General features: G+C 71.4%; 12 protein-coding genes. 8 read left to right on the top strand and 4 right to left on the bottom strand.

Features of this window, described 5'->3' with window-relative positions:
- Positions 1 to 42: 42 nt before the first annotated feature.
- From ACZ6TB_RS13465 to ACZ6TB_RS13450, 4 genes are all read left to right on the top strand, one after another.
- On the top strand, positions 43 to 435 hold the full coding sequence (locus ACZ6TB_RS13465; RefSeq protein WP_465553984.1) for an ATP-binding protein: 393 nt from the start codon (positions 43 to 45) through the stop codon (positions 433 to 435).
- A 79-nt stretch (positions 436 to 514) separates the two neighbouring features.
- Positions 515 to 1,660 carry a PP2C family protein-serine/threonine phosphatase gene (locus ACZ6TB_RS13460; protein ID WP_465553982.1) on the top strand — a complete coding sequence of 382 codons (1,146 nt, stop codon included), beginning with the start codon at positions 515 to 517 and terminating at the stop codon, positions 1,658 to 1,660.
- An 82-nt stretch (positions 1,661 to 1,742) separates the two neighbouring features.
- Positions 1,743 to 2,210 (top strand): MarR family winged helix-turn-helix transcriptional regulator, encoded by a 468-nt coding sequence (locus tag ACZ6TB_RS13455; protein WP_465553980.1) that lies wholly within the window; start codon positions 1,743 to 1,745, stop codon positions 2,208 to 2,210.
- A 15-nt stretch (positions 2,211 to 2,225) separates the two neighbouring features.
- Complete coding sequence (locus ACZ6TB_RS13450; protein WP_465553978.1) at positions 2,226 to 3,092, top strand: LLM class flavin-dependent oxidoreductase; 867 nt, start codon at positions 2,226 to 2,228, stop codon at positions 3,090 to 3,092.
- Positions 3,093 to 3,129: 37 nt separating this feature from the next.
- Here the strand turns inward: ACZ6TB_RS13450 and ACZ6TB_RS13445 are convergent, their stop codons facing one another.
- Positions 3,130 to 3,477, bottom strand: a complete 348-nt coding sequence (locus ACZ6TB_RS13445; protein WP_465553976.1) for a histone-like nucleoid-structuring protein Lsr2 — start codon at positions 3,475 to 3,477, stop codon at positions 3,130 to 3,132.
- 214 nt (positions 3,478 to 3,691) lie between these two features.
- Here ACZ6TB_RS13445 and ACZ6TB_RS13440 point away from each other — a divergent pair, with 214 nt between their 5' ends.
- A complete protein-coding gene (locus ACZ6TB_RS13440; RefSeq protein ID WP_465553974.1) occupies positions 3,692 to 4,120 on the top strand; it encodes a hypothetical protein in 429 nt (142 codons plus the stop codon).
- A gap of 20 nt (positions 4,121 to 4,140) precedes the next feature.
- Positions 4,141 to 5,400, top strand: coding sequence for a D-alanyl-D-alanine carboxypeptidase family protein (locus ACZ6TB_RS13435; protein WP_465554613.1), 1,260 nt, complete (start codon positions 4,141 to 4,143; stop codon positions 5,398 to 5,400).
- A gap of 547 nt (positions 5,401 to 5,947) precedes the next feature.
- Here the strand turns inward: ACZ6TB_RS13435 and ACZ6TB_RS13430 are convergent.
- The gene (locus ACZ6TB_RS13430; RefSeq protein WP_465553972.1) at positions 5,948 to 6,448 is read right to left on the bottom strand and encodes a DUF456 domain-containing protein; all 501 of its coding nucleotides are present in this window, start codon (positions 6,446 to 6,448) and stop codon (positions 5,948 to 5,950) included.
- A 159-nt stretch (positions 6,449 to 6,607) separates the two neighbouring features.
- On the opposite strand from ACZ6TB_RS13430, the gene ACZ6TB_RS13425 reads away from it, so the two are divergent.
- Positions 6,608 to 7,519, top strand: a complete 912-nt coding sequence (locus tag ACZ6TB_RS13425; RefSeq protein ID WP_465553970.1) for a sigma-70 family RNA polymerase sigma factor — start codon at positions 6,608 to 6,610, stop codon at positions 7,517 to 7,519.
- 259 nt (positions 7,520 to 7,778) lie between these two features.
- On the opposite strand, the gene ACZ6TB_RS13420 is transcribed toward ACZ6TB_RS13425, so the two are convergent.
- The gene (locus tag ACZ6TB_RS13420; RefSeq protein WP_465553968.1) at positions 7,779 to 10,100 is read right to left on the bottom strand and encodes a HelD family protein; all 2,322 of its coding nucleotides are present in this window, start codon (positions 10,098 to 10,100) and stop codon (positions 7,779 to 7,781) included.
- 178 nt (positions 10,101 to 10,278) lie between these two features.
- Between ACZ6TB_RS13420 and ACZ6TB_RS13415 the strand changes: the two genes are divergently transcribed.
- Positions 10,279 to 10,797, top strand: coding sequence for a hypothetical protein (locus ACZ6TB_RS13415; RefSeq protein WP_465553966.1), 519 nt, complete (start codon positions 10,279 to 10,281; stop codon positions 10,795 to 10,797).
- A gap of 44 nt (positions 10,798 to 10,841) precedes the next feature.
- On the opposite strand, the gene ACZ6TB_RS13410 is transcribed toward ACZ6TB_RS13415, so the two are convergent.
- Positions 10,842 to 11,687: a sigma-70 family RNA polymerase sigma factor gene (locus ACZ6TB_RS13410; RefSeq protein ID WP_465553964.1), complete on the bottom strand. Its 846-nt coding sequence runs from the start codon at positions 11,685 to 11,687 to the stop codon at positions 10,842 to 10,844.
- Between the last annotated feature and the right edge of the window lie 29 nt (positions 11,688 to 11,716).

The following is an 11,716-nucleotide window of genomic DNA, read 5'->3' as shown; positions in this document are numbered from 1 at the left end:
GGCCACGATTAGGGACGCCGTGCTCCGGGCACAGAAGATGTCATGCGTATGACAGTCCGGCTAGACCTGCCGCGTGAAGCCGGCAGCGTTCCGGCCGTGCGCCGACTGTTGCGCAGCACCCTCGCCGTCCTGCACGTGGACCGCCAGTCCGGCGACGATCTGGAGCTGGCAATCACCGAGGCCTGCGCGAACGTGGTCAACCACGCGTCGGGCACGGAGAGCTTCGAGGTCCTCCTCGAGGTCGCCGAGGATCACTGCGCGATCGACGTCCGCGATGAGGGGGCCGGGTTCGACCCCTCCACCGTCGGCACGCCGGAGGTCGGCAGCGAGCGGGGACGCGGCCTCTTTCTGATCAAGGCGCTCGCCGAGAACGTCCGGATGCACTCCGCACCACGCCACGGCAGCCTCATCCACTTCGAGAAGTCTTTCGCCTAGGGCTCGTCACCCGCATCGGACGCAAGCGCCTATCATGCTTGCCGTCTGGCAATTATTGCCGACAGCGAAGGGAGATCGAGTGTCCGACGGCCCGGTGACGGTCGGCGCGCTGCTGCGTGCGGCGCCGCCCGATCGCCTTCCCGAGGTCACCGCCGAACATCTGCGCGGCCGCTATGACGCGGAGCGGATCGAGGTGTTTCTCGGCGACCTGAGCCTCTCCACTCTCCGCCCCGTCCTCGACCCCGAGGGCCCGTCCGGCGGCCCGCTCGAGCAGCGCTGTTTCGGCAGCCAGCTCCCGGTGGTCGAGCCCCGCGCGGACGGCGGCCCGGCGCGGGTCGTGCTGCCGCTCACGGTCTGGGGCGACCGGATCGGCGTGCTGCGTTTCGAGACCGCGGCGGCGGCCACGCGGGAGATGACGGCCGAGCTCACGGCGCTGGCCGGAGATCTGGCCATGGCGCTGCGTACGGCCGACCGCGACACCGACCGCTATCACCGCGTGCGGCGGCGGGAACGGCTCACGATGGCCGCCGAGCTCCAGTGGGACCTGCTGCCCGGCCGTTCGCTGAGCGGCGAGCGGTTCCGGCTGGCCGGCGCGCTCGAGCCGGCGTACGCCGTCTACGGCGACCACTACGACTGGTCGGTGGGCGCCGAGCGGCTCACCGTCACGGTGCTCAACGGGCACGGTGACGGCATCGAGGCCACCCTGCTGACGGCGATCACGGTGAACGCCATGCGCAACGCCCGCCGCTCCGGGGCGGGGATCGTGGAACAGGCGGAGCTCGCCTCGGACGCGGTCTACTCGCGGCACGGCGGCAACGCGTACGTGGCCACGCTCCTGCTCGAAATCGGTCTTGCCGACGGTGTGGTCGAGGCGGTGGACGCGGGCTCGCCGAAGGCGCTGATCGCGCACAACGGCGAGATCCGGCCGGTCACCCTCGAGCAGCAGCTTCCGCTCGGCATGTTCGGCGACAACCGGTACGAGACGCAGAAGTTCCAGCTCGAACCGGCCGACCGCCTGCTGGTGGCCAGCGACGGCGTGCACGCCGCGGCGCCCGGCGGACGCCCCGAGTTCGGGTCGTCGGGGATGCTCGCGGCCCTGCGCCGCACCCGCCTCCAGCCGCCGTCCGAAGCGGTCGGCACGGTCATCCGCTCGCTGCGGGAGTACCACAGTGGGCTCGACGCCGAGGACGACGCCGTCATCGTCTGCTTGGATTGGATGCGCTAGAGGGGCTTGAACCGCCCGTCCGGGGGGTAGTCCGCAGAACGACAATCGGTCTGCCACGCCGCAGAACGGGGATATATCCGACATGGACGACCGGGTAACCGACGTCGCCGCGGCCGTCGAGGCGGCGGTGGAGTCGCTCGTGTCCGTTCTGGACGGCGCGCACCTCGCCCACGCCCCCACCGTGCCCCCGGCCCAGCTGCGGGTTCTGATGATCGTCTCGGGCAACCGGCACACCAACATGAGCCGGCTGGCCGAGGCGCTCGACGTGGTGCCGTCCTCGGCGAGCCGCCTCTGCGACCGCCTCGAGGCGACCGGCCTGCTGCGCCGGGTGCCCGATCCGCGCGATCGCCGCGAGGTGCGGCTGATGATCACTCCGTCGGCCCGGCGGCTGCTCGATCAGCTGCGCGATCGGCGCCGCGCGGCCATCGGCGAGGTGCTGGACCGGATGGCGCCGGCCGCCCGGCAGGACCTGCTGCGGGCGCTCGAGTCGTTCGCCGACGCCGCCGATTCGCAGGACAAGGACAAGAACGAGGGCTTGCGTACGGCGTGAGGTAGCGTCCCGGGCATGCGCATCGGCATCGTGATCCTGCCCGACCAACGCTGGTCGGTCGCCGCCGAACGATGGCGCCGGGCCGAGGACTACGGCTTCGACCACGCCTGGACGTACGACCACCTGGGCTGGCGTGACCTCGTCGGCGGCCCCTGGTTCGACGCGGTGCCGACGCTCACCGCGGCGGCCATGGTCACCAGCCGGATCCGCCTGGGCACGTACGTGGCATCGCCGAACTTCCGTCACCCGGTGCACTTCGCCCGCGAGGTGACCGCGCTCGACGACATCTCCGGCGGCCGGCTGCTGCTCGGGATCGGCGCGGGCGGCACCGGCTTCGACTCGGCCGTGCTCGGTGAGCCGGAGCTGGCCCCGCGGCGGCGGGTCGACCGCTTCGCCGAGTTCGTCGACCTGCTCGGCACGATCCTGGCCAACCCGGCGACGACCTGGCACGGCGAGTGGTATCAGGCCGTCGACGCGCGCAGCACCCCGGGACCGGTCCAGCAGCCGCGCCCGCCGTTCATCCTGGCCGCCAACGCCCCGCGCATGCTGGCGCTCGCCGCGCGGCACGGGGACGGCTGGGTGACCACCGGGCCGCAGGCCGACGACGCCGAGTCGTGGTGGCGCGCGGTCGGCGAGATCGTGGCGCGGTTCGAGGAGGCGATGACGGCCGCCGGTCGCCCGCTGGACGCGATCCCCCGCTATCTGAACCTGGACTCGTCACCGGTCTATTCGATGACCAGCGTCGACGCCTTCACCGACGCCACCGGACGAGCCGCGGCCCTGGGCTTCACCGATGCGATCACCCATTGGCCGCGGGCCTCGAGTTGGTACGCCGGCGACGAAAGCGTCCTGGAATCGGTCGCCGCCCGGTTACCGCGCTAGGCGGCGCCGCCTGCGGCCGAAGCATGCTTACCGGAAACTACCGGCCGTTCGCGGCGCGGTACGCGTCGGTCACGCCCTGCGGAATGCGACCGCGCTCGGAAATCTGGTGCCCGTTGGCCTGGGCCCACTCACGGATCGACCGGTTCTCGTCACGCGAGGTCGCGGTGCGGCCACCGGCGGCGCGACGAGCCGGGATCCGGCCGGTGCCACGGCCGAGACGGGTGCCCGCGTTGATGAACGGGTCGAGCGCCTTACGCAGCTTCCCGGCATTGGCCTCGGAAAGGTCGATCGTGTAGTTAATGCCGTCGAGGCTGAACTCGACGGTGCGGTCAGCCTTCTTTCCATCCAGATCGTCGATCAGCGTGGTGATGACCTGCCGCGCCATAACTGCTCCCGAATAAATCAGATCCCGAGTCAATCCGAACAGCCGGGCCCAGTGTTGCTCGTAAGGGGCTTCCCGCGCAACTCATCCCGCCAGAATTAGCAATTCTTTCCCGCTCCGGGCGGTCCGTTATTCAAATGACGGGACGACATTCACAGGAATCCGTGCGGAAAGACCGGGTGGCCGGGGGCCGCGTGGATCACCTAGGGTCGCAGGCATGGACGACCGGGCTGCGTGGGAGGAACAGCGCCGCCGAGCCATCGACGGCCACGCCGCCGCACTGGCCGCGGGCCGCGAGGCGGAGGCCCGGCAGGCCGCCGACCTGCTGATCTCGTTCGTCCGCCGGGCCGCCGAGCGTGGCCTGCCGCCCCACCCGCTGACCGCTCGCAGCTTCGACGGCCGCGCCGCGTACCGGACCAAGGTTCGTGGTTGGTATCTGAAGTCGAATCGCTCGGTCGCCGTCGGCGAACACGGCGAGTATTACGTCCTGACCGTTCCGTCATCGTTGCGCGCCCGGTTCACCGGCGCCGATCTTTCCCCCAGCGTGCCCCGGCTGATCGTCGGTGCGGGCGGCGGCGACGGCGAGACCATTCCGCTGGCTCAACTCCTCGACCAGCGGCTCGACGCGGGAGTCTCCTGGCCTTGACCCTTCTCACCCCTCGACGCGTGATCACCTCTCTTTTGATCGCGGGCCTTGCCGTCATCCCCACGGCGGGCGTCCCGGCCCCGGCCTCCGCCGCTGCTCTCGCTGCCGGCAAGGCCGCGGAGATCCCGTGTCCCAAGCCGAACGTGCCCAAGCCCAAGGGCATCCCGCCCCGCCCGGTGCCGCCGCCGGACAACCCGGTGAACAGCGCGGTGGGCGGCGACGACCTGGCCACCCACGGTCTGGTCATTCCGGCCGGGGCGAAGCAGCCGCCGGCGGTCACGGCGACCACCTGGATCGTCGCCGACCTGGACACGGGCGAGGTGCTCGGCGCCTGCGGCCCGCACGTCTACCAGACCCCGGCGAGCGTGCAGAAGACGTTGCTGGCGGCCACGGTGATGGACAAGCTCGACCCCGCGAAAACCGTGACGGTGGTACGCAGCGACCTCGACATCGAGGTGAACAGTTCGGCCGTGGGTCTGGTCGTCGGCGGCAAGTACCCGGTGTCGACGCTCTGGCTGGGGCTGCTGCTCAACTCGGGTAACGACGCCGCGAACGCGCTGGCCCGGATGGCCGCCGGCGGCGGTGCGGACGGCGTGGCGACGACGGTGGCCGCGATGAACGCCGAGGCACAGCGGCTGGGCGCATTCCAGACGCACGCCGTCACCCCCAGTGGCCTGGACGGCAAGGGCCAGTTCACCAGCGCGTACGACCTGGCGTTGATCGCCCGCAAGGATTTCGCCAACGCCGACTTCCGCAAGTACGTGCTGACCAAGTCCGCCCAGATGCCGGCGCAGCCGCAGCTGAAGCAGAAGGGCTTCCAGTTCCAGAACGAGAACAAGCTGATCTACAACTACCCCGGCGCGATGGGCGGCAAGACCGGCTTCACCACGATCGCCCGGCACAGCTACGTGGGCGGCGCCCAGCGCAACGGCCGCCGCCTGGTGGTCACCCTGCTCGGCGCCGAGGCCCACCCCCTGCGCGGCTGGCAGCAGGGCGCCGCCCTGCTGGACTGGGGTTTCGCCCTGCCGAAGGATGCTTCGGTCGGCAAGCTGGTGACCCCCGAGGACGTGGCCGCCCGGCAGCCCACGGCCGACGCCCGCGCCGAGTCGACCACCGCCGCCAAGGCCGCTCCGCCGGCCCGCTCGTCCGGCCCCGGCACGACAACGGTGGCCGCCGCGGCCGCGGTGGCCCTGCTGCTGGCCGGCACTCCCCTGCTGCTGTTGCTGACGCAGCGCCGGCGCCGTCGGCCGCCTCAGCGCCCCGGTGGGGCGTATCGGTGAGCCCTTCTGCTCACCTCCACGCGCCGCCTTACCGGGGGCTCTGCTTACCTCCACGCGCCGGCTTGCCGGTCGCTCTGCTTACCTCCACGCGCCGGCTTGCCGGTCGCTCTGCTTACCTCCACGCGCCGCCCTACCCGAAGCTCTGCTTACCTCCACGCGCCGCCCTACCCGAAGCTCTGCTCACCTCCACGCGCCGCCCTACCGGAAGCTCTGCTCACCTCCACGCGCCGCCCTACCCGAAGCTCTGCTTACCTCCACGCGCCGCCCTACCGGCGCTCTGCTCCCGGAGGTGGCCAGCCACCAGTCGCGCCCGACCACCGGGCGTCCAGCCACCGAGCCGGGCCACTGCACCCTTGACCACCGGGCGCACCCAGCCACCGCCCGGCCATTCCGCGCCTGACCACCGGCTCGCCGGGGAGGGTTGGGGAAAACCGGCGGAAAGTGTCATACCCGGGCCCTAATGTCGCCCCCACCCAGTGACGTGGGCGGGGCGGGGGCGGGGGCGGGGGCGGGGCGGCGTGCGGCGGGGCGGAATAGAGCAAGCGACTCAGGTCAACAACAGCCCAGCGACCCAAACCACAGCAACCCCGAGCGCGGCCGTGAACTCGATCAGCATGGACATCCCAGCGGCCCCCAGGGCTTTCTTCGTCGACGGCCAGGCCTGAGCAGCACCCACGCGCACGTGTTCGACCAGGTAGACGCCGAGCACGAACCCCAGGATCAGGCCGATCACCGGAACCACGAAGAAACCGATCAGGCCCAGCACTCCCCCGGCGAAGAGGGCCATGTTCGGAATGCCGGCGTCCTTGAGCCGCTTCCCCGGCACCAGGTACTTCACCAGGGCGCCGAGCACCGCCACCAGCGTGGCGACGACCAGGACCACCCACTTCAGCGCGCCCGAGGCGTCGCCCAGGAATGCCCACAGCGCCACGCCGGCCCAGGCCAGCAGCAGGCCGGGCAGCACGGGGATGACGACGCCGACCACGCCTAGCGCGACCGCGATGCCGGCTATCACCGTGACGCTTCCACCGGTGTCACTGAGGTCCATGAGGCCAGCGTGCCCGATCGTACGGCGGCTCTAAACACCGCAACTTGGTGGCACCTCAGCGTGACCGAAAGTCGTACCCCCGGTCACCCAAAGTCTTCTCCTGTCAGCCGGTGAGCCCCCCAGCAACGGGCCGCCGACTCAACAAACCGGGGGAATGACATGACCACGACCGTGACGAACGCCGCCGAGTCCGCGCCCGCCGCGACTGTGCTCTCCGCCGCCGAGCAGGAGGAGCTGATCCGCACCCACATGCCGCTGGTCGGCCACCTGGTGCGCGACATGCTCACCCGCATCCCGAACCACATTCACCGCGACGACCTCACCAGCGCCGGCCTGCACGCGCTCGTGACCGCGGCCCGTGGCTGGGACCCGGACCGCGGCATCCCGTTCCACCGGTTCGCCAGCACCCGCATCCGCGGCGCCATCCTCGACGAGCTGCGCGCGCTGGACTGGGCGACCCGCTCGGTGCGCACCAAGGCCCGTGCCACGGACACCACCCGCCAGCAGCTGACCACGACGCTCGGCCGCACGCCGACCGCGGACGAGCTGGCCCAGGCGCTCGGCACCACGACGAACGACCTGCAGCAGACCGACACCGACGTGCAGCGGGCCACCGTGCTCTCGCTGCAGGGCTTCACCACCAGCAGCGCCGACGACCTGGTCACCGAGAAGACCCCGGGCCCGGAGGACATGCTGCTGCGCCGCGAGCAGATCGGCTACCTGCACCACGCGATCGGGTCGCTGCCCGAGCGCCTGCAGACCGTCATCACCGAGTACTTCCTGCACGAGCGCCCGATGGCCGACATCGCCGCCGACCTGGGTGTCACCGAGAGCCGGATCAGCCAGCTGCGGGCCGAGGCGCTGTCGCTGCTCAAGGACGGCCTCAACACGCACCTCAACCCGGACCTCGCGCCGGTTCCGGACAACCCGGAGAGCATCACGGCCCGTCGCCGTGCCAACTACTACGCCAACATCGCGAGCAGCACGTCGGTCCGCAGCCGGCTCGCCATGACCAACGCGCACGGCCACACCACGTTCGGCCACGGCCGCGTGCCCGCCTCGGCGGCCTGACGATCACATGACGAAGGGCCCGGCACTCATCGTGCCGGGCCCTTCTTCTGTGCATAGCCGCCGAAAAATGTCGTAGGCCGGCCCTAAAGTCACCCCACCCAGTGAACGGGGTGGGGGCGGCCTGGGGGGGCGGCCTGGGGGGTGGGGGCGGCCTGGGGGTGGGGGCGGCCTGGGGGTGGGGGCGGCCTGGGGGTGGGGGCGGCCTGGGGGTGGGGGCGGCCTGGGGGCGGCGGACTTGCGGAATCGCTGGGCAGAAGAACTACGCGAGCGCGTTCAAAACCTTCGGCAAATCGGTCGTGTGCAGCACCCCGAGCCGGCGCGTGGCTCGCGTCACGGCGACGTACAAATCCGACAAACCGCGCGGGCTCTCCGCGATGATCTCTTCCGGCTCGACCACGACGACGGAGTCGAATTCAAGACCTTTCGCTTGCCGTACGGTCATCAGCACCACCTGGTTCAGCAGGTCGGGCTGCTCACCCACCGCCGCCCCCGGCACGGCCTCGACCAGGTGCCGGCCGAGTTCCTCCTCGAGCCCCTCGGGGACGATCACGCCCACGCGTCCGTCGCCGACTTCGGACGCTTCCACCCGTACGGCCGCAATCACCTCCGCCGCAAGCGCGGCCCGCGGCACCCGGAGTGACCAGGGCTCGACGCCCGCGGAACGCACCGACCGCGGCGGCTGGAGCGCCGGGTCGACCGCCGCCAGCACGTCCGCCGCCACCGCCATCACCTCGGCCGGCGTGCGGTAGTTCACGGTCAGCTCGACCAGGTTCCAGCGCTGCGCCACATAGGGCTCGAAAACCTGCTCCCAGCCCGTCGTGCCGGCCAGCTCGGAGGTCTGCGCCACGTCGCCGACCACGGTCATCGACCGGCTCGGGCAGCGCCGCATGAGCAGCCGCCACGCCATCGGGGACAGCTCCTGCGCCTCGTCGACGATCACGTGCCCGAAAACCCAGGTACGGTCGGCGGCGGCCCGCTCGGCGGCGGTCCGCGTGTCGAGCACCTCGTGCCGCTCGACGAAGGCGCTCGCGTCCACCACGTCGATCGCCGACAGGATCTCCTCCTCGGCGTCGTCCTCGAAGTCCAGCGAGCGCGAGCCCTCGACGATCTCGAGCACGCCCTCCGCGTACTCGATCGCCTCGCGCCGCTCCATCGCCGCCTGCCGCTTCTTCAGCGTCTCGTCGGCGCCGAGCAGCTCGGCCAGCTCGTCGAGCAGCGGCACGTCGGCCGGCGTCCACCGGGCGTCGTGATCGCGCAGCAGCAGCGCCCGCTCCCCGGCCGTCAGATCGGCGGCCGCCGACGCCAGCCGGTCCTCGTCGCCGAGCAGGTCGCGCAGCACCGTGCGCGCGGTCAGCACCGGCCAGAAGTCGAACAGCGCCTGCTGGACGTCGATGTCCTCGCGCAGCTCGCGCCGGGTCTCGGCGAGGTCGGCCTCGGAGAGCAGGTTCTCCCCGCCCAGCGGGTCGGCGCCGATCCGCTCGGCGATCTGCAACGACAGCGCGTGGATCGCCTCGGTCACGAAGATCTGCCGGGCCACGTTGTGCGGCCGGCCGGAGCGGCGGGCCACGGCCCGGGCGTCCTCGAGCACGGTCCGCTCGATGCGCAGCGGGTAGCCGTCGTGATCCACCTCGATGTAGTCCCGGGGCACGGTCTGCCGGTCGGCGACCGCTCGTTCGAGGACGCCGAGCATGGCGAGCCGGCCCTTGACCGCCGCGGCCGCCGACGGCTCGGAGCCCCGGGCGCGCACCCCGGGGTACATGTCGCCGAGGGTGGCCAGCAGGACGCCGGTCTCGGCCAGCGACGGCAGCACCTGCGAGATGTAGCGCAGGAACGTCGTGTTCGGCCCGAGGATCAGCACGCCCTGCTTGGTGAGCTGGGCGCGGTACGTGTAGAGCAGGTACGCCGCCCGGTGCAGCGCCACCGCGGTCTTGCCGGTGCCGGGGCCGCCCTGCACGACCATCACCCCGTTGAGACCGGCCCGGATCACCTCGTCCTGCTCGGACTGGATGGTCTCGACGATGTCCCGCATCCGGCCGGTGCGGGTCGCGGTCAGCGCGGACAGCAGCGCCGCCTCGCCGGTCACGTCCTCGCGGCCACCGGCCGCGCCCGACTCGAGGTCGAGCACCTCGTCGTCGATGCCGGTGAGCGTGCGGCCCCGGGTGCGCAGGTGACGCCGCCGGGTGACGCCGTCCGGCGAGACGGCGGTCGCCAGGTAGAACGGGCGGGACGCCGGGGCACGCCAGTCGACCAGGAGCGGGTCACGATCGTGTTCCTCGGCGGCGAGCCCGAGCCGGCCGATGTAACGAGAGTCGCCCTTGCTGAAATCAAGACGGCCGAAACAAAGACCGTTCTCGACCGCATTCATCTGGGCGAGTTGCTCGGCGTAGTGGGATCGGGTGGCCTCCCGCTGGGTGCGGCCCTGCGGCGTGCCGCCGGCCTCCAGCAGGATGCCCTTCAATCGCTGATCGGCCTGCTCACGCAGGTGATCGAGGCGTCGGTAGAGGGTGGTGAGGTACGCCTGCTCGGAACGGAGGTCGTCCGCGGCGGAGCTTGACAATGCCACTCCCCTTTGTGGTAACATTCGCCATCAGCGACACCTGTGCTTAATTAAACGCAGGGTGGTCGCTTTTTTTGTGCTCGACAAACGGCCAGAATAGCCCATCGATGGGCTCGGCCCAACAGGTCACGCGACTGTCGCCAATCCGTCAAGTTTTCCGGCGAGCCGTTACGCGCGGCGGCCCATCGACATTAGTCCCGGCATGAACCACAACCACCCGATCCGACGTCTCGGCGCGCTCGCCCTCACCGCGGCCGCCGCCCTCACCTTCGCCACGGCGTGCACCGGCGGAGACGACGACGCGCCGGCCGGCAACGCCGCCCAGGCCGCGGCCGGCGGCCCCGAGGCCAAGACCATCGAGGGCGCCCGGGCCGCGGCCCAGACCGTCTTCGACCGCTTCGCGGGCGGCGACTTCGCCGGCGCCTGGGACATGTACACGGCCGCCGGCAAGGCCGCGATCAGCAAGGACGACTACGTCAAGCTCAACCAGGCGTGCTCGCGCAAGGGTCTCGCGATCCAGCTCACCAGCGCCCGGATGGACGGCACGGACAAGGCGATCGTGATCGCCAAGCAGCTCGTGGCGGCCCAGTCCTACACGATGGTGTACGAGAACAACGCCTGGAAGCTGGAGCCGGCCAAGGAGGGCCTCGCCCTCTACAAGCTCGGCGCGGCCAAGGCGATCGCGGCCCAGAAGAAGGCCGGGACCTGCGCCGGCCAGTGACCGGAAAGGCGCCCGCCGCGAACCGCGGCGGGCGCCCGTTTCTCCTAAGCGGCGTGCGGCAGACCGTCCGGACCGGTGAGGGCCAGCCGGCTCTGCAGTGTCCCGCGCGTCGCGATCTGGTCGTAGTAGGCGGCGCGCCGCCGGGCCACGCAGCCGTCCTTGGGCGGGGTCTGCGCCGCGAGCGAGGGGTCGAGGTGCGTGTTCAGCCCGTCGCGGAGCAGCGCGAGCGCCTCGGCGCGCAGCTGCGACACCCGCGACTCGGTGACGCCGAGGTCCTCGGCGATCCGGGCCATCGGCCGCTCGTCGAAGAAGTAGCCCTGCACCACCACGCGCAGCCGTTCGGGCAGCGCGTCGACGGCGTTCTGCAGGTAGCCGAGCCGCTCCCGGCGGATCAGCATCTCCTCGGGGCCGGCGCTCGGCTCGGTGACCATGTCGTCGGCCGCGGCGGTGGCGAAGCCCTGGAGGCTGAAGACGACGGCGCGATGCACGTCGTCGTCGGCGGTCTCGATGTCCTCGACCGTGCAGCCCAGCCGCTCGGCGACCTCCTGGACGGTCGGCGTGCGGCCGAGCTCGGCGGTCAGCTCCTGGCGGGCGGTGTCGGTACGCCGGGCCCGCTGCCGCACCGAGCGGCTGGCCCAGTCCAGGCCGCGCAGCTCGTCGAGCAGGGCGCCGCGGATCCGGGTCGCCGCAAAACGGGCGAACGGGACGCCGCGCGTCGTGTCGAAGCCTCGGGCCGCGTGCACCAGGGCCGCGTACCCGGCCGACATCAGGTCGTCGCGGTTCACGTGCGACGGCACCCGGGCCAGCATCTCGCGAACCAGGTGGCCGACCAGCGGCATGTGCTCCTGGACGATGTCCTCGCGACGGCGGTCGGCATATGCACCGCTCATGGTGGGGGATCTCCTCGCGGTAACGCCCG

It is taken from the genome of Actinoplanes sp. NPDC051537 (assembly GCF_055586105.1).
Note: the sequence above shows the minus strand (reverse complement) of the source record. Positions and strands in the feature narration are given on the sequence as shown.